This window comes from Pseudomonas brassicacearum (genome assembly GCF_003732225.1).
In the GTDB taxonomy this organism is placed as follows: domain Bacteria; phylum Pseudomonadota; class Gammaproteobacteria; order Pseudomonadales; family Pseudomonadaceae; genus Aquipseudomonas; species Aquipseudomonas brassicacearum_E.
The window spans coordinates 148,680-165,973 of sequence record NZ_MOBJ01000034.1; the positions used below are offsets into that span (position 1 = coordinate 148,680).

17 protein-coding genes, 1 tRNA gene and 4 pseudogenes are annotated in these 17,294 nt (G+C 53.7%); 13 read left to right on the forward strand and 9 right to left on the reverse strand.

The window, feature by feature from the left end:
• The first annotated feature begins 84 nt into the window (after positions 1-84).
• The gene (locus tag BK659_RS25175) at positions 85-1,197 is read left to right on the forward strand and encodes an enoyl-CoA hydratase/isomerase family protein (RefSeq protein ID WP_123428117.1); all 1,113 of its coding nucleotides are present in this window, start codon (positions 85-87) and stop codon (positions 1,195-1,197) included.
• A 554-nt stretch (positions 1,198-1,751) separates the two neighbouring features.
• Here BK659_RS25175 and BK659_RS25180 read toward each other — a convergent pair.
• Positions 1,752-1,970, reverse strand: a pseudogene (locus BK659_RS25180) (PhoH family protein); the annotation flags it as partial.
• 461 nt (positions 1,971-2,431) lie between these two features.
• Here BK659_RS25180 and BK659_RS25185 point away from each other — a divergent pair.
• The 3 genes and pseudogenes from BK659_RS25185 to BK659_RS25200 all read left to right on the forward strand — a co-directional run.
• Positions 2,432-3,655, forward strand: a complete 1,224-nt coding sequence (locus BK659_RS25185; RefSeq protein WP_123428119.1) for an MFS transporter — start codon at positions 2,432-2,434, stop codon at positions 3,653-3,655.
• A 278-nt stretch (positions 3,656-3,933) separates the two neighbouring features.
• Positions 3,934-4,377: an HIT family protein gene (locus BK659_RS25195; RefSeq protein ID WP_123428123.1), complete on the forward strand. Its 444-nt coding sequence runs from the start codon at positions 3,934-3,936 to the stop codon at positions 4,375-4,377.
• A 254-nt stretch (positions 4,378-4,631) separates the two neighbouring features.
• Positions 4,632-4,757: pseudogene (locus BK659_RS25200) on the forward strand (transposase); the annotation flags it as partial.
• Between the two features lie 49 nt (positions 4,758-4,806).
• Here BK659_RS25200 and BK659_RS25205 read toward each other — a convergent pair.
• Positions 4,807-5,217 (reverse strand): hypothetical protein, encoded by a 411-nt coding sequence (locus tag BK659_RS25205; protein ID WP_123428125.1) that lies wholly within the window; start codon positions 5,215-5,217, stop codon positions 4,807-4,809.
• Positions 5,218-5,463: 246 nt separating this feature from the next.
• Complete coding sequence (locus BK659_RS25210; RefSeq protein WP_123428127.1) at positions 5,464-5,718, reverse strand: hypothetical protein; 255 nt, start codon at positions 5,716-5,718, stop codon at positions 5,464-5,466.
• 243 nt (positions 5,719-5,961) lie between these two features.
• Here BK659_RS25210 and BK659_RS25215 point away from each other — a divergent pair, with 243 nt between their 5' ends.
• The 7 genes and pseudogenes from BK659_RS25215 to BK659_RS25245 all read left to right on the forward strand — a co-directional run bounded on the left by BK659_RS25215 (position 5,962) and on the right by BK659_RS25245 (position 9,782).
• Complete coding sequence (locus BK659_RS25215; protein ID WP_123428129.1) at positions 5,962-6,168, forward strand: cysteine-rich CWC family protein; 207 nt, start codon at positions 5,962-5,964, stop codon at positions 6,166-6,168.
• 44 nt (positions 6,169-6,212) lie between these two features.
• Entirely contained in the window at positions 6,213-6,905 is a 693-nt protein-coding gene (locus BK659_RS25220) for a pseudouridine synthase (RefSeq protein WP_123428131.1), read from the forward strand.
• A gap of 312 nt (positions 6,906-7,217) precedes the next feature.
• Positions 7,218-8,102, forward strand: coding sequence for an alpha/beta fold hydrolase (locus tag BK659_RS25225; protein WP_123428133.1), 885 nt, complete (start codon positions 7,218-7,220; stop codon positions 8,100-8,102).
• 248 nt (positions 8,103-8,350) lie between these two features.
• Positions 8,351-8,424 (forward strand) — tRNA-Gly (locus BK659_RS25230).
• Positions 8,425-8,702: 278 nt separating this feature from the next.
• Positions 8,703-8,945, forward strand: a pseudogene (locus BK659_RS25235) (Fic family protein); the annotation flags it as partial.
• Positions 8,946-9,061: 116 nt separating this feature from the next.
• A complete protein-coding gene (locus BK659_RS25240; RefSeq protein WP_123428135.1) occupies positions 9,062-9,544 on the forward strand; it encodes a hypothetical protein in 483 nt (160 codons plus the stop codon).
• A gap of 4 nt (positions 9,545-9,548) precedes the next feature.
• A complete protein-coding gene (locus BK659_RS25245) occupies positions 9,549-9,782 on the forward strand; it encodes a hypothetical protein (RefSeq protein ID WP_123428137.1) in 234 nt (77 codons plus the stop codon).
• 203 nt (positions 9,783-9,985) lie between these two features.
• On the opposite strand, the pseudogene BK659_RS28125 reads toward BK659_RS25245, so the two are convergent.
• A pseudogene (locus tag BK659_RS28125) lies at positions 9,986-10,057 on the reverse strand (LysE family translocator); the annotation flags it as partial.
• Positions 10,058-10,581: 524 nt separating this feature from the next.
• On the opposite strand from BK659_RS28125, the gene BK659_RS25250 reads away from it, so the two are divergent.
• Positions 10,582-10,851 (forward strand): hypothetical protein, encoded by a 270-nt coding sequence (locus BK659_RS25250; RefSeq protein ID WP_054596089.1) that lies wholly within the window; start codon positions 10,582-10,584, stop codon positions 10,849-10,851.
• 363 nt (positions 10,852-11,214) lie between these two features.
• A complete protein-coding gene (locus BK659_RS25255; protein ID WP_123428139.1) occupies positions 11,215-11,775 on the forward strand; it encodes a magnesium transporter in 561 nt (186 codons plus the stop codon).
• A 45-nt stretch (positions 11,776-11,820) separates the two neighbouring features.
• Here the strand turns inward: BK659_RS25255 and BK659_RS25260 are convergent, their stop codons facing one another.
• Genes BK659_RS25260 through BK659_RS25280 form a run of 5 tightly spaced genes read right to left on the reverse strand, consistent with a single transcriptional unit; the run spans position 11,821 to position 16,878 of the window.
• Positions 11,821-12,138, reverse strand: a complete 318-nt coding sequence (locus BK659_RS25260) for a cytochrome C oxidase subunit IV family protein (protein ID WP_123428798.1) — start codon at positions 12,136-12,138, stop codon at positions 11,821-11,823.
• Positions 12,139-12,171: 33 nt separating this feature from the next.
• Entirely contained in the window at positions 12,172-12,885 is a 714-nt protein-coding gene (locus BK659_RS25265) for a heme-copper oxidase subunit III family protein (protein ID WP_123428140.1), read from the reverse strand.
• A gap of 6 nt (positions 12,886-12,891) precedes the next feature.
• Positions 12,892-13,584, reverse strand: a complete 693-nt coding sequence (locus tag BK659_RS25270; RefSeq protein ID WP_123428142.1) for a cytochrome c oxidase subunit 3 — start codon at positions 13,582-13,584, stop codon at positions 12,892-12,894.
• Positions 13,581-15,356 (reverse strand): cytochrome c oxidase subunit I, encoded by a 1,776-nt coding sequence (gene ctaD / locus BK659_RS25275; RefSeq protein WP_123428144.1) that lies wholly within the window; start codon positions 15,354-15,356, stop codon positions 13,581-13,583. The genes BK659_RS25270 and ctaD overlap by 4 nt, the downstream gene beginning before the upstream one ends.
• Before the next feature lie 49 nt (positions 15,357-15,405).
• On the reverse strand, positions 15,406-16,878 hold the full coding sequence (locus BK659_RS25280) for a cytochrome c oxidase subunit II (protein WP_123428146.1): 1,473 nt from the start codon (positions 16,876-16,878) through the stop codon (positions 15,406-15,408).
• Between the last annotated feature and the right edge of the window lie 416 nt (positions 16,879-17,294).

Consider the following 17,294-nt stretch of genomic DNA (forward strand, 5'->3'; position numbering starts at 1 on the left):
CGCTTGTCAATTGATCTGACACAGATCCAGCACTTTCTCATACAGCGATCATACTGAACGTTCAATTCAGTCATCGAGGTCAAAATGAATCTGCACTTCGAAGAACTCACCGGCACGGACGGCGCACGCATCGGCATCGCCAGCCTGGATGCCGAAAAATCCCTGAACGCCCTCTCGCTGCCAATGATCAGGGCCTTGAGCGATCAACTGGAAGCCTGGGCCAAAGAGCCGCAGATTGTCTGCGTGCTGTTGCGCGGTAACGGCGCCAAGGCGTTTTGCGCCGGCGGTGAAGTGCGCAGCCTGGTAGACGCCTGTCGAGCCCATCCCGGTGAAGTGCCGCCCTTGGCTGCGCAATTTTTCTCGGCGGAATATCGCCTTGATTTTCGCTTGCACACCTACCCTAAACCGCTGATCTGCTGGGGCCACGGTTACGTCCTCGGTGGCGGCCTGGGGTTGCTGCAAGGCGCGAGCATCCGCATCGTCACCCCGAGCAGCCGCCTGGCCATGCCCGAAATCAGTATCGGCCTGTACCCGGATGTCGGCGCCAGTTGGTTTCTCTCGCGATTGCCCGGCAAGCTTGGTTTGTTTCTCGGTTTGACCGGCGCGCAGATGAACGCACGCGACGCCATTGATCTGGACCTGGCTGACCGCTTCTTGCTGGATGAACAGCAGGAAGAACTCATCGAAGGTCTGCTGCAATTGAATTGGCAGGAACAAACGCCGATGCAGCTCAACAGCCTGCTCAAGGCCTTGCAGCAAGAGGCCGTCGGGCAAATGCCCGAGGCACAATGGTTGCCGCGACGCCAGCAGATTGATGAGTGGCTGGATGTCAGCGACGTACGCTGCGCGTGGCGAGCCATCAGTCTGTTGCGCGATCACCATGACTTGCTGCTGGCCCGCGCGGCAAAAACCCTGCACGAAGGCTGCCCGCTGACCGCCCATCTGGTCTGGGAGCAGATCCAGCGTGCTCGGCACCTGTCATTGGCCGAGGTATTCCAGATGGAATACACCATGAGCCTGAACTGCTGCCGTCACCCGGAATTCAGCGAAGGCGTTCGTGCGCGCTTGATCGACAAAGACCACAAGCCGCACTGGCATTGGCCGGACATCAATACGATCCCTGAGGCGGTGATCCAGGCGCATTTTCATAAGGTCTGGGAAGGTCGACATCCACTGGCGGATTTGTCGGGTTACTGAAATTTCAGGATCGAGTAGGAGGCGGATTTACATCCGCCGTCCTCTCACACCACCATACATACAGTTCCGTATACGGCGGTTCCTGCCTACTGACAGACAACGTCAGCGAACTTGGTTCCGCTGATGTGTCGCCGCCCAGACCGGCCTTCGGGGCTTCCGGCTCCTACCTCCTGATGGTCTCGCCCCCCGCGACGCGGAGTTTCTGCTTTACGCTCCAACAGAGATCACACCCGACTATCCACTCATGGCAGGTTCAGCCCTTCATTACTCCGGCTCTGAGCAACTACTACGGTCTCTGCAAACTTCTGTCGCCCATCCCGTCATCTCGCGATGCAGGTAGCGCATGGCAGGCTAAACAGATCTCCCAGGGTAATTCGCGCGACCTTCCTGCTTATGCCTGCCGGATCTACGTCGCAGCGCTCCGTGTAAGTATTGGGCTTTGATGATTATGGCCATCTCACCCCGCTGCGCCGCCTCATTTGCTTCCTGTTCGTCAGGCCGGCATTTTGCCTCGGGTTTCCTTCAGATTCGCAGTCACCCGCGACACCCTTACCTTCGGCTAACACTTCCCCTTGCTGGGTGATGTGTACACCGTTGGGGAAATCCTTGAAGCGTTCAGTCAGGTAGGTCGGCCCGGAGCTGTTCGCGGACAGGTAAGGGGGGGCGATCTACGCCAGGTTGCCCAGGCACACCACTTTGGAACCGGCGCCGACACGGGTGATGATGGTTTTCATCTGGTGCGGGGTGAGGTTCTGGCATTCGTCGATCAGGATTTACTTCTCCTTCTTCGATCAATATTTACCCTCTATCACCCATAGCCCTCGACCCTACGATTAAGTAACGAAATGCTACCAAATAGACACCCTTCCGAAGGTATCGAAACAATTTCACTCTATGAATCCTTTCACAACAGCATGATTACTTTTCAAAAATAATTTCGAGTAGGAATTTAGTGTGCGAATTAGGAACTTACATCACGCGAATATTCCTACAACTCGAATTATTGACCAGCGCTTTCAATACGACTAGTTTTTCCAGTGAGGTCAAACGGCTTCACAAGCCTAAAAACAGCAAGAGGTGGCGACGACAATAACTGAGTGCAACACCATTCACTAAATACCAAAGGAAGAGGCCTTATAAACTCACCAACCGACCTTGAGCTATTTTGTTCGAAAAACAACATATCTATGCTTGTAGTAAATCAAACGATGCATCGCGCTAACAGGACAGAACAGTGAGGCTTCCACAAGTAAACGGATATGGTTACTTATGTGGCATACGATTTAGTAGCTCGGTCACACTTTGGGTAGACTTCGTTCTAATTTTTACGGTGCTGACATTTGGATTCGATGCATCTCCAAAAACCCTGGGGTATGCAGCAGCATTATATGGACTTCCATCACTATTACTAGGACCGCTTTTCGGCACTCTGGCCGACCATACGAGCCCATTAAAATTTTTAATAGTTAGCTTTTCAATCCGCTTTATCGTTGCCTGTCTATTATTTGGAGCAAACTCTGAAGCATATTTCCTAGCATTTGTCTGCCTCAAAGGGATATCAAATCTCGGTTCCGGAGCAGCAGAAATAATTTTAACTAGAAAGCTTTTGACAAACAAAGACCTCGTTAACAACATTTCACTGATAACGATAATGGATCAGTTTATTAAGGTTTGTTCACCTCTCGCAGCCGGCATCATTGCCAGCATGGCTGACAAAGCACACGGTTTTTTAATCTCCGCTTCCTTTTCATTATTCGGGGTATTTTGTGTAATCCTGCTTTCTTTAAGCTGTCGAGAGAAAAAAATACACAACCTCGAAAAACGATCATTTGGAAGTTTGGAAGCATTGAAGGTGTTATTACGGAGCGGCCCCTCCACTCAATTATTCTTCATCTGTGCATTAATTCAATCTGCCGTATTGGGGTGCTACGATTCATTACTGAGTATATTCCTGAAAGACATTGGATTTGAAGCATACATATTTGGAGTAATCGTTAGCTCTACGGCTCTAGGAGGAATTTTAGCCGGCTTGTGTTTCAAATTAGTTTATCCCAGCAGAATCTCTTTGTGCTCCACCCTCTCTCTTCTTATATTTGGCCTAATGGTAGTCATAGCAGGATCACTTCCAAAACCAGAAAGCATATCGACACTTTCTATTTTAATACTGACTTTCTTTTTTGCAGGCTTTGCGTATGGACTGACGTCGTTAGGATTTGGTGTAACCCTGCAAAAATACTGCCCTTTGTCTAATCTGGGGACAGTATCAGCGACCGCACGAAGTTTAACATTACTATTTATGATCGTGGGACCGATCTTTGGTGCTTGGCTATCAACTTTCATTTCAATCAGTGGTGTATTTGTCCTCTCGGGAGGTATCGCGGTGTTTTTCGGCGCGTTACTACACCTGAAATATCGCGATAATTTCTCTTTAGAAGCAACTCGCATATCAAATGAATAACGAAATCAGCTTGGGCGATGGAGTTGCCTGGATCACGACTGCTGCTCCAGCACGCGAATTAAGTGAATTCAATATCCCGGTCTACCCGGCGCGGTTTCCGGCGGGATGGGTAAATTCGATGGGGACTTCATCAAAAATCTGAAAGAACAAATACCCAGTCATCAGCTAGGCACTCCTGAAGAAATTGTGAACACGCTCACTTTCCTACTGACCTCCGGCATGAGCTTAACCGGGCAAACCCTACACGTTAATCATGGTTGGTACATGGGAGGCTAGTCATGTCAGTTCGGACAATTTATTCTGGGAAACACATCGTAATCTCTCACTGCCGGGACTGTGAAATTCCTGGCTACATGATTATTTCGCTTCAGCGGCTCACATCTAAACTCGCGGAGCTCACTTCGGCGGAAAGCGCTGAACTGATGAATGGTTTAGCGTTTGCGGAGCGAGCCTTAAACACTCTATTTTCTCCTGAAAAAATATACATAATGCGTATTTCCGAGCTCAATCCTGAACTGCACTTTCATGTTTTCCCCAGGTATGCCTCCGTGACCAAATTATATTTGGCGGAATACAATGAACGTATTATTGACGGTCCGCTCTTTTTCAGCTGGGCGCGGAAAAGGTTCAGTAGCTCACAGCCAGAGCCGACCCAAGAGGTATTGGACGCTCAATCAATACTCAAGGAAACCCTCAAGGCTTATTTTTCGCTGCCTCTATAAACAAGAGGCGTCATAGTTGTGTAGATCGCCATAGGCCGGGAAATACGTTGCGACGATGAGTGCGTAGACTGCGCCCGGGAGTCCGCTTGAGTGACGGACACTACTTCAGCAGCGGGCGGGGCTATCGTCCGCTTTCGTCCTCGGCAGTGTAGAAACACACTCATCGGTATTAGGACTGCGTCGCTATGCCCGACTGTCGCACCGAGGCGCGGGCATGTGGTCGGGATTCGAGTAGGAGGCGGATTCGCTGGCCGATGCACACGGGGCAGCTGGAAGGGATAAACAATCGAATAAAGGTCATCAAACGGATGGCGTATGGTTACCGGGATAGCGAATTCTTTTTCATGAAGATCAAGAACGTCTTTCCCGGTAATCCGTGAAGAGCATAAAAAAAGCGGCGCTGAATGCGCCGCTTGTTCGTTGCAAGGCCTAACGGTGGCCGTCCCAACTGCGGCGGCCATCGCGACCATCACGGTCACCATGTCTGTCGTGATCACGCCCGTCACGATGCCCCCGATCATCCCCTTCCCGGCGGCCATGGCCACCCTCTTCGCGATGACCCCAGCCATGGCGGTCGCGGTCATCCCAGCCACGGTTCTGGTAAACGCGGTACTCGACTCGCGGTGCTGCCTGGTAATAACGCGGCGCTGGCTCGTAGTAGCGCGGCGGCGAGTAGTAACGCGCAGGCGGGGAGTAATAAGGCCCACCTCCGTAGTAATAAGCTGGCGCCGGTGAGGTATAGACCTCAGAGCGGTAATTACCGGGACCTTCGTCGTAATAGGGTACACAAGCAGAAAGCGTCAAACCCAATGAAGCAATGAGAAGAAGTCGACGATACATGGCGGCCTCCTGGACCGCGAATGAGCCATACCAGCGACGCTGGTCGGCGGCAGCCAATTCATCTGACTGACGAAACATCTGACAGCAAAATCGGAATCTGGTGCGATTTTGAAACACATTGAAACAAGTAACAGATAACGCTTCTCGACCACCGATCAGCCTGCATAAAAAACGGCGCTTCCTTCACCAGAAAGCGCCGCCAATGGAGAAACTGAAAGCGATCAATCCGGTTCGACTCACCACGCTTTAATGGTGCCCGTGATAGTAGCCACCGTGATAACGCCCCCCATGACCACCGTAGTAATAGGGGTAGTAGCCGCCATAAAAGCGAGGACCGTAGTAGTAATAACCGCCGTAGTAATAAGGCGAGTAGTAACCACCGTAGTAATAAGGTGCTGGCGCGGTGTACACCGCAGAACCGTAATAGCCGGGTTCTACATAGTAGTAACAGGCAGAAAGACTCAAACCCAGCAACGCACCAAGCAAGATTCGACGATACATGGCGGCCTCCTGGACCGCAGGCAACACAGACCAGCAACGCTGGTCGGCGTCAGTCGGAACACTGAGTGGCTGACACCTATTAAGACTCTGAAACAACCGCCAAGTGCCTCGCCGCGCAAACCTTCAGATCGGCGGCCAGCCCGCCTACCCTGCACAACCTGTTGTCACGCGCCGACCAGACAATGTACCGTGCCAGACCAACCGGCCGTGACCGAACCTGCACAGAAATGCCTCACTCCAGCCATGAATAAACCTGACCTCTGCCCAGCCTGTGGCACCCGCAACGATTGCAGCCTGGCCGATCCGCGAACCGCCGACCAGGCCTGCTGGTGCTATGGCGTAAGCATCGACCCGGCGGTGCTTCTGGCGCTGCCCGCCGAACTGCGAAACCAGTCGTGCCTGTGCCCGCGCTGTGCTCAGGTCGAGTCGCAGCTGCAAGCAGCCTGCTAGCCTATCGAGTAAGATGCGCGCCCTTTCCCACTCTGCCGACCGTCATGCGCGTTGACCGTTTCCTCAGCAACCTGCCCCGCTACAACCGTAAACAGGTGCGTCTGCTGTTGGTCGAACGGCGGATCAAGGTCGACGGGCAGATCGTCAGTGACCCGCACTTCGAAGTGCGCGAGTTCAGCCGTGTCGAGTGCGACGATGAAGTGCTGCAAGCCGGCAAACCACCGCGCTACTTCATGCTGCACAAACCACCCGGCTGCGTCAGCGCCACTCGCGACCCGGAGCACCCGACCGTCCTCGACCTGATCCTTGAACCCGACAAGGACGACCTGCACATTGCCGGGCGACTGGACTTCAACACCACCGGACTGATGCTAATCACCAACGATGGTTCCTGGTCGCGGCGCCTGACCCAGCCGCAGACCAAACTGCCGAAGGTCTACTACGTCGAAACCGAACAACCCATCACCGATGAATACGCACAGACCTTTGCCCAAGGCCTGTACTTCGCCTTTGAAGACCTCACCACCCAGCCCGCCCAGTTGGTTGTGCTGGGCGAAAAATCTGCGCGGTTGAGCATCATCGAGGGCCGTTATCACCAGGTGAAACGGATGTTCGGCCACTTCGATAACAAGGTCTTGCGCCTGCACCGTGAGCGAATGGGGCCACTGGTACTCGATGACCAATTGAGACCCGGTGAGTACCGCCCGCTGAGCGACGAAGAGATCCAACTGATCTGAAGCAAGCGACCGCTGAGCAGAAGTCGTCGAACAATTTACGAACTGCACTTGCGCGATGGCCACTCCCCTGCTTGAATCAGGACGTCGGCCGAAATGTGACCGGCAAGTCATAACATACTTCTAAGAAACTTTTTGTCGGCAGAGAGCCTCGCAGATTTCACCTCTCCCGACAGACTGCCCGCCAATAACAATACCCGTCGACCAGCCTTCACCGGATCGACATGGGCTCAAAAATTCCAGGCGTATGCCTACCTGTCACAAAGCTCGTGCAATCTCATTGCGCGCATACCCGCTTGCCAGGAGTCTTATGACATGAGGCCAGAAATCGCTGTGCTGGATATACAAGGTCAGTACCGGGTTTACACGGAGTTCTATCGCGCAGACGCCGCAGAGAAGACCATTATTCTGGTCAACGGCTCGATGGCCACCACTGCATCGTTTGCACAAACCGTGAAAAACCTGCACCCGCAATTCAACGTTGTGCTGTACGACCAGCCCTACGCGGGCAAGTCAAAAGCCCACAATCGGCACGAGAAAATGCTCACCAAGGAAGTCGAAGGGCAGATCCTTCTTGAGCTGATCGACCATTTCGCCGCGGAACACGTGATGTCGTTCTCGTGGGGTGGCGCAGCCACGATGATCGCTCTGGCACAACGCCCGCGCCGGATCGAGAAAGCTGTGATCAGCTCGTTCTCGCCGGTGGTCAACGAGCACATGCGCGACTATCTGGAGCGCGGTGTCGACTACCTCGGCAAGCTCGATGGCGACCGCGTCGGCCACCTGGTCAACAACACCATCGGCAAACACCTGCCATCGTTGTTCAAACGCTTCAACTATCGCCACGTCAGCACCTTGGCCGAACACGAATACGGGCAAATGCACTTTCACATCAGCAGCGTGCTCAACAGCGATCGCCTGTGCTACCTCAAGGCCGCCAAGCAAATCGACGTGCCGGTACTGTTCATGAACGGTGAATGGGACGAATACACCGCCGCCAGCGATGCCCACCTGTTCGCCAGTCATGTGCAACACAGCACGTTCAGCACCATCCGGGCCACCGGGCACTTTCTCGACATGGAGCACAAAGCCGCCTGCCGAGACAGCCGCCATGCGCTGATGGGTTTCCTGAAGCCGGCCCACCATGAAGGCCGAACGCGTTCCCACTTCACCCAGGACCACCATGCATTGGCCATTTGAAACTGCGTCCTCGCGAGCAACCTCGTCTGCCTGACTACACGTATTACCTGCAGGAACGAGGCTTGCCCGCGACAGACCGCAACACGGCTTCAAACCCTGTGTACTGCCGCCATCGCCAGCGCTGAACCCAGCTGCCGACGAGGCATGCCCCTGCCCGTCCAAACCTGCAAAAACCCACGCAAACACAGATCAGCCAAAGAAAAACTTCAAATCCCCGGCCACATCTGGTACAAAGTCAGCCGCTCTGAGCGGGTGTCGTATAATGGCATTACTCCAGCTTCCCAAGCTGATAACGAGGGTTCGATTCCCTTCACCCGCTCCAATCAGACTTCAGTCTCACGTCATTTTTAGACGGGGGATGCAGGTAAAGAAAAAACCGGCCTTGATGGCCGGTTTTTTTGTGTCTGGGGTTTGGTGGAATCGAGCTCTGAGGCATCCCCACTCTTTCGTCCGTTGTCCGCTGATCCATGAGTAAGTGCTCTCGGGGCGTTAGCGACTACCCTGAAGTCTGTTAGCGTTTTTTTCTAAAAACACGGATTTATTATCAAATTTCATCAAGCGTTAACATTTTCATATCCAAGAAAATTAGTGTTTTCTTACGGGACTCGCAGCAACTTCATCTTCGATGAATACGAGGACGCGTGCTTTGCCTGGCGCTATCCCGATCTGACCGAACACGTCCTGTACACCGCACGTGTCGTCGAGCACACGATTCGAAAGGAAATGGCGGATGAAGCCAGAGTACTGGTGATCTTTCAGCAAGCTCAGAACCGGCTGAAAGAAGTACTGGAAATGCCGGACCAGGATGCGAACCGCATCATCCGCTCCATCAAGGAGACCGGCTAATGGGCGTCACCTTTTTATCCCAAAGTCTTTTTCAGCGTCTTACCAAGCGCTTGCGAAAGCCCATGGGCTAAGACAGACTCCCCGCCTTTCCAGACTCGACAAGGATGCGAGCATTGAAGTTTGAGAGTGACCAGTTTTCCGGCAACCATGGAGTTGTCTTCAACGTATCGCGCCTCACGCTGTCAGCCAGTGAACGGGGTAGCCTCAGAACACTGCATTTCGGTGAAGCGAAAGCCACCCACTATGAAGTGAGCAATCTGGTGGTGGAGCTCTACGACAAAATGCTCGCCAAGGATTTGCCCTGCCAAATGATGGTCGGGATCTCCAAACCCCTGACCCGGCAACAGGGGGATCTACTCAATGCCCAACGAATGAGTATCGCCAACCTCACCAGTGGTGTTTTCGCCGCAGCGGTAGGCAAGTTTGTGCCCGGTGCGATCATCCCGGTGGGATGGGCAGTGCGCAAGTTCACGCTGAGCAAATTGCCGACTTATCACGCAGGCGATGTCATTGTCAGTTTGGATGCGCAGGTCAGCGGTGGCATAGGCCCTCAGCACTCCGAATCATCCATGATCATCAAGAATCAAGGCGGATAGGATCATGAACGAATATGGACTGTACGCCGGGGCTTACGCAGTGTTCTTGCTGTTGTTCTTCTATCTGAAATCCTACCGCCTCAGAAAATGGCTGGGCATCACCCTGGTCGTTCTGGGGTTTGTGAGTATTTTCATGCTGCCGCCTTTCATTGCCGGCTTCGATCTGGGCATCGTTTCAACCAATGCTATCGGCATCGGGGCTGGGCTGTTTTTTAGTCGGGCCCGGTATGCGGCGTGAGCCTCGTGCTCATTAATAATCGGCCACTCTCGAGATCGAAGTACGGATTTCATGCCGGGAGGCGTGGCAGGAGAACCAGCATGGGACTGGTAACCCGTCCAACCACGCAGATGAGTCTGAGACGCTTAGCATCATCTGCTAACTGCGAATCAAGCTCGACGTGCCATCAATAGCATCGAGGCGGCAGCCGACAACAAACCAGCTCAGCAACGGTTGAACATTTGCTTACCATGAGGCAGGGAAAACCAACGTCGCATATACAATTCGATGTACGCAGTCAGCACGCCAGCGTATTCAAACAGGTGTGTCCCCCGGACGCTTACGATGTAGAGACAGAAAAAGCCGGTCCAAGTGGCCGGTTTTTTTGTGGGCGGGATTTGGTGAAACGCTGTTTCTTCCTCCATGAATAGCCAGTCAACGCTTGTCAAATTAAGTGCGGATTGCCCATTCTCTGGGTTCACGAACGGGGCCTATTTTCAAAAAAGCAACGTCCTACACTACTCCGGGAATTGTCCGTACACTTGCGCATTGCTGTGCATTTGCAACGAAGCCTATAGTCGAGCCGGCGCCAAAATGGCGCTTCGGGTTTGGCGACTCGATGCCAATGTACAAAAGCCTCCGATCAGTTTTCGGATCGCTTTAAAGCACTTAGCTGCCTGCTTTTTGGTAGCTGTGCGCGGGAGATCTTCGGGTCTGCCGGGTTGTCCATTGTCCGGTTCGCCAACCTGCGTACAGCTGCCACCCTTTTCGTTTGGCGACGATTGAGTGGTAGACCTCTTTACCCAATGGAGCTCTACTCATGAATGAATACATGGCCTTAACCAGCAACGCCGACGACCTACCCTCCCTGTTCGTCAACACCACTCAACCGCTGCATTCACTGCTCAGCACGGCCAGCTACAGAATCCGAGCCGTGACGCAGATTCTTGAAAACCTCGCGATGCGGGGTGACATCACCACTGACTCGGTCATTCTCAGCGACTTCGCATTGCTCTGCTGCATACCTTTGCGCGACGGTTGCGATGTGCTGGATGTCATTGCACGACGCATGGATGCAGAACCGTCCTGACGTCACAAGGGGGCGCTGTTTCGGCGCCCCTTGTGTTCAAGCGGATGTCATGCAGCGAGCTGAGCCTTCCCGGCTTTCCGACAGTTCTAAACTGGAGTTTGGCCGATTTCAGGACCTGTTTTCGGCCTCGTTGGGCGAACCTGCCGCCGCCGCTGCGATGCAGAATTCGTCGGCGCGCTCAAGGCCACAACACCACCTCTAGATCTTGACACCGAAAACCATGCATGCTAGCGAGTGCTATACTTCTTTCGAATTGCATGACGTCTGCAACGTCCCCCACGGGTACAGATACCGACTGCAAATCTCAGTTAACGGCTGCTGAACAGAGGATGTCTACAGCAAACACGAGATGGGAGGTGTGGTATGAATCGGCACTATTACATCAGTGACAATCTCGACGATCTTGAAACCGTTGAAAATGAATTGGAAGCCAACGGCATCAATACCGAACAAATTCATGTGCTCAGTGAAAAAGTTGCTGATGTTGAAGAACATCACCTCCACGAAGTTAACTCGTTAATGAAACAAGATACTGTTCACTCTGGCGAGATTGGTGCGGTGGTCGGCGTGCCACTCGCGGCGCTGGTCCTTGGCGGCGCCTATTGGATGGGCTGGACCCAATCCGTCGCAGGCTGGATGCCTTTTATCTTCCTTGCCATTGTTATAGTGGGCTTCTGCATCTGGGAAGGCGGTTTTTTTGGTATCCAGGTGCCAAACACTCACTTCCGCAATTTTAAACAAGTGGTAGATGAAGGCAAACATATCTTCTTCGTGGATGTCGAGCCGGATCAGGAGTCGGTATTGGACCGGGTAATCGAACATTATCCAAGGCTGAAGATCGCCGGCACGGGAACGGCAGCCCCTCACTGGACAGTAGCCTGGCAGCACAAATGGCATCAGTTCAAACGAGTGATATCGGGTTAGCCCCTGGGGGCTTAAGACCCTCAGGAAGTGCTATCCGGAAGTCGCTTATTGGCCGAAAAAAATGACCCGGCTGAGGAAAACATAGTCTGCCTCGGTGGCCATCAGTCCGACGAGCACCAGTAAACATAAAGGTGGCACCAATATGGCGTAGACCATGGCCAACCGTTCCCAGGCCATATGCATGAAGATGGAGACAATTAAACCTGCCTTCAACAACATGAGCGTGATAATCAGGAACCACCTGACGTAGCCCTGAAAGTGAAAATAGTCGACAAGATACGACAGCGTGCTGAGGACGAATAACAGCCCCCAGACTTTAAGGTACAAACTGATTGGATGTTGCTGACCCTGAGCATGCGCCATCATCAGTGCTCCTCTTCAGAACCTGTTCACGATCTACCATAAATAGAAAAAAGCAAAAATAAACACCCACACCAAGTCCACGAAGTGCCAGTAAAGCCCGGCTATCTCGACGATCTGATAGTTTCCGGAGCGCTCATAATCTCCGCGCAATACTTTCAGCGCCACAATGCTGAGGTAGATGACGCCGACTGACACATGCAGTCCGTGAAAACCGGTAATCATGAAAAAGCTGGCACCAAATTGTGCCGCCCCCATAGGGTTCCCCCAGGGACGCACCCCTTCTGCGATGAGCTTGCTCCATTCAAATGCCTGCATGCTGACGAAGGTCACACCAAAGGCTGCGGTCGCCAGCATCAGGGCCGCGGTTTTCGCGCGATCACGGCGATAGGCGTAATTGACTGCCATGGCCATGGTGCCGCTGCTACTGATCAGCACAAAGGTCATGATGGCGATCAGAATAAGCGGGATTTCTCTACCGCCGATCGTCAATGCGAACACTTCACTGGGGTTTGGCCAGGCGCTGGTGATGGTCATGCGTACCGACATGTAGCCGGTTAAAAAGCAGGTAAATACAAACGTATCGCTGAGCAGGAATATCCACATCATCGCCTTGCCCCAGGGGACCTGCCTGAATGCCTCCTTATCCGAGGACCAGTCGCTGGCGATACCCTGCCATCCCGGTGCAGGCGGCGAGCTGGGTGGATTGGATGAACCGGACTCGACTGGGGCTGGAGGGTGCGATGCCATGGCTTTTCACCTCAGGCCGCAGAATCTGGCGATGGCTTCATAGGTTGCCGGCGTGCTGGTCAGCAGAGCGAATAGCACGAACCAAAGACCCAGTAGGTAATGCCAATAGATGGCACAGAGCTCCACGCTGGCGCTGAGTTGCGGCAGCGGCACGTGGTGCAGGAATTTAGCGACGGTTCTGCTCCAGGCGATCAGCCCGCCCAGCAGGTGGAACCCATGCAGGCCGGTCAACAGGTAGAAGAAACTGTTGGCCGGATTGCTGGCGACAAAGTAGCCCCAGGCGACAAACTGCTGCCAGACCCAGAGTTGTCCCGTCAGAAAGGCAACTGCAAATACGCCCCCCAACGCAAAGCCGATGACAGTTGCGTCCAGTCGAGCCTGTCGGGCGGCCATACGCGACCACTGCAATGCGATGCAACTGAGTACCAGAAAAGCCGAATTCAGCCATAGCTGCCATAGATTGGCTAACGGCGCCAAGGGCTCTGTCAGGGGTAGCCAGTCGGCCATCTGTGAGCGCTCGATAAAGGCGACCAGGAAGAGAAAGAATAACGAGCTCACCACGGCCAGAAACAAGCGAAGGCCTATTCTTGCGTTTTGGATTCTATCGGCACCCTCGGTGGCCTGAATACCCTCAGGATCGCGACTCCAACTGCCGCCGGGGTCAGCGCTGTCGGCGTTTTTCAATAGCAGTCTGTTCATGTTTTAACGTCCGCTATTTTGGTTCCGGCACTGAGTTGACGCATCTGCTCCAGCTCCTCGTCGGAGACCGTTTGCGGAACGAAATCCTGTTCTATCCCCGGCACGCTGTAGTCATAGGCCCAGCGATGCACGACCGGCAGCTTCGCTCCCCAGTTACCGTGTATCGGCGGGGTGTCCGGCGTTTGCCATTCCAGACTGGCCGCGCCCCAGGGATTACTGCCTGCGGGCTTGCCTTTAAATACGCTCCAGGCCAGGTTGAACAGGAACAGCAGTTGGGAAACGCCGACGGTCAATGCGACCACCGTAATGAAGGCATTCAATTCTTGCGCCGACTGCGGGATGAACGCGTAGTTGTCATAGGCGTAATAGCGGCGTGGCATGCCCTGAAAACCCAGGTAGTGCATGGGGAAGAAGATGGCGTAGGTGCCCAGAAAGGTAATCCAGAAATGCAGCTTGCCCAGGGTGTCGTTCGTCATCCGCCCGGTTACTTTCGGGAACCAATGATAAATGCCGCCGAACACCACCAGTACCGGTGCGACCCCCATGACCATATGAAAATGGGCGACGACGAAATAGGTGTCCGAGAGCGGAATATCCACGATCACATTGCCGAGAAACAACCCGGTCAGACCACCGACCAGGAAGGTGACGATAAAGGCCAGGGCAAACAGCATCGGCACGGTCAGATGGATGTCGCCCCGCCACAGGGTCAGCACCCAGTTGTAGACTTTCAGTGCGGTCGGCACCGCGATGATCAAGGTGGTGGTGGCGAAGAAAAAGCCAAAGTAGGGGTTCATTCCGCTGACATACATATGGTGTGCCCAGACCACAAAGCTGAGTACGCCAATTGCAATAATGGCCCACACCATCATTCGGTAGCCGAAGATACTTTTACGCGCATGTGTGCTGATCAAGTCGGAGACCAGACCAAACGCGGGGAGCGCAACGATATAGACTTCCGGGTGGCCGAAGAACCAGAACAGATGCTGGAATAATATTGGGCTGCCACCTTGGTGATCGAGCTGCTGCCCCAGCGAGATGATCGCCGGCATAAAGAAGCTGGTGCCCAACAGCTTGTCAAACAGCGTCATGATCGCACTGACAAACAACGCCGGGAAAGCCAGCAAGGCCATGATCGAGGCCATGAAGATTCCCCATACGGAGAGCGGCATGCGAAACAATGTCATGCCGTGCGTGCGCGCCTGCAACACCGTGGTGACGTAGTTCAACCCGCCCATGGTGGTTGCGACAATAAAAATCGCCAGTGAGACGAGCATCAGCACGATGCCCCACTCGGTCCCCGGTGTCCCCTTGGTAATGGACTGCGGTGGATAGAGCGTCCAGCCCGCCCCCGTGGGGCCGCCGGGGACAAAGAAAGCGGCGAGCAACACCAGAACCGCCAGCAGGTAAGTCCAGTAACTCAGCATGTTGACGTAGGGGAAGACCATGTCGCGGGCGCCCAGCATCAGCGGGATCAGATAGTTGCCGAAGCCACCCAGAAACAATGCCGTCAGCAAGTAAATGACCATGATCATGCCGTGCATGGTCATCGCCTGATAGTAAGTACTGGCGTCCATGAACCCCAAACTACCGGGGAAGCCTATCTGCAAGCGCATCAAATCGGACAACACCACGGCGATGATGCCCACGAATATAGCCGTCAAGGAATACTGAATGGCGATGACCTTGTGGTCCTGACTCCAGATATATTTGGTCAGGAAACTTTTGGGCTCGTGCAGTGCTTCTGTTTCGGCTTGCTCCGCATAGGCCATCACGTCATCCTCCAACTGAAGTTTCGGTGTATTTCTGGCTTCTTTACGGCTACTTCCCTAGCTCCGCCTTGCTTGCATCAGCGCCGGCATTCGCTTTGGATTTGATAAAAGCGATCAGTGCATTCAACTCCTGATCACTCGGCGCAAAGGTCGGCATGACGGGTGCATAGCCCTTGATGATTCTGGTATTGGGCTTAAGAACCGTTTCTTTGATATAGCCCTCATCGACCTTTATTGTCGTACCGTCGGCAAAGGTTTCTGTCTTGCCATACAGGCCCTGCCAGCTGGGGCCGACACCCTTGCTGCCATCGACACTGTGGCAGGCCAGACAGCCGAACGACTTGGCCAGCCGCTGTCCCTGCGCCACCAGGTCGTCACCCGAGCCCGACGCTTCGCCGGTAGAAAGTTCATCGCCTTGGCGCGCAGTACCCAGTGATTTGATCAGGGCGACGAGAGCACCCAGTTCATCTTCATTGAGAGTATAGGCCACCATGACTGGCGGGTAGCCCTGCACCCGTCGGGCCTTCGGATCGAGGATCGCCGCTTTCAGGTAGGCCTCATCGACCAGCACACTGGAGCCATCGGCAAGCTGTTCGGTGCGGCCGTACAACCCCTTCCATCCCGGGCCGAGACTGGCACTGCCATCCTGGCTATGGCAGGCACCGCAGCCGAGCTTTTCGACCAACAGGCGGCCTTTTTCCAGCACGCTGTCCCGACTGGGCTTGGCCGCTGTCGCTACTGTCTGCGCAAAAGTCGGTTGGCTGCTCAGCCATTGATCGAAAGCGTCCTGTTCGTCCACGATCATATGGCCGCGCATGTTGTAATGCCCCACGCCACAATATTCAGCGCAGATAATTTCATATTTGCCGGTTTTAGTTGGCGTAAACCAAAAGTACGACACCATCCCTGGCACCATGTCCATCTTGCCGCGCATTTGCGGTACATCGAAATCGTGCAGTACATCTTTAGAACGCAGTAAAACTTTTACCGGTTGATTGAGTGGAAGGTGAACTTCACTGTTTAGTACAAGTACATCGTCCTGCCCGGCAGGGTCCTTGGGGTCAAGGCCGAAGGGGTTGGTGGAATCAACAAACTTGATATCCGATCTGCCCAGTTTCCCGTCCTGGCCGGGAAAACGAAAGGCCCACTGCCACTGCTGGGCGACCACTTCAAGTTCATAAGCTTTTTTCGGCACCCGGACGAAATCACTGTAAACAACCAGGCCTGGCGCCAACATCAAGGCAATACCAACCGACGTAACGATAATTAACCATACCTCCAACTTTTTATTTCCCGGCTGGTAGGCCGCCTTGGCACCCTCCTTGTGACGATAACGCATCACGGCTACCGCCATGAATACCGTGACGGCGATGAAAAATATTCCACTCATGATCAGGGTGATGAACTGGGTGGTGTCTATTGACCCCCAGTTGGAAGCTGCCGGGGTCGCGTGCCAAGGCGCCAGTATGTTGAACAACACTGATGCAACAACGATTAGAATCAAGATAATTGCTGTTGCCATTTTCTCTTCATCCTGTTCCTGTTACTCGCTTGTTACGCAAAAGCATCGCCACTCAACAGCATCGTCAAATTAATATCAATCTGACGTTCCAGCAGGATCGACAAGTACCACCACTCCCGATGGCAAAGTCAGCAAGCAGTATAGTTCAGGAACGGAACGAGCGCTTTTCCTGAAGAACCTGATACCCGGATATTCCAACTTCAACATCAAGTTAATTGTTTAAACCTGTTCGCTATCTATGACTGTAGGTATTCAGCCTAACGTCTCCCGGGACTAAATTAGGCGTAGCGACTTGTTTCCAATCAGTCAAAATGATTAGGGTCGAGTCCGACCTCCCCCAAGCGAGTCCCGGTTGCCAGCTATACTTAATTTCTGATTACGGACGGTTCAGAAATAGGGATCGACCAGAAGCGGCC